Raw genomic sequence first — 286 nt, 5'->3', positions numbered from 1 at the left:
TGTGCCTGCGGTTCCTGCGGGTTCGTCGGTGGAGGTCGTGACGCCGCCTGCTCCGGGTGTGCCGGGTGCGCCGATTGTTGGTGAGTCAGGTGTGGTGGCGCCGCCGGCTCCAGGTGTGCCTGCGGTTCCAGCGGGTTCGTCGGCGGAGGTCGTGACGCCTCCTGCGCCGGGTGTGCCGGGTGGTCCGGTTGTTGGTGAGGCTGGTTTGGTGACGCCTCCTGCGCCGGGTGTGCCGGGTGGTCCGGTTGTTGGTGAGGCTGGTTTGGTGACGCCTCCTGCGCCGGGT

The sequence above is a fragment of the Mycobacterium sp. IDUB_1 genome (assembly GCF_055419625.1).
The sequence above is the reverse complement of the archived record's forward strand: the minus strand, read 5'-3'. Positions refer to the sequence as shown.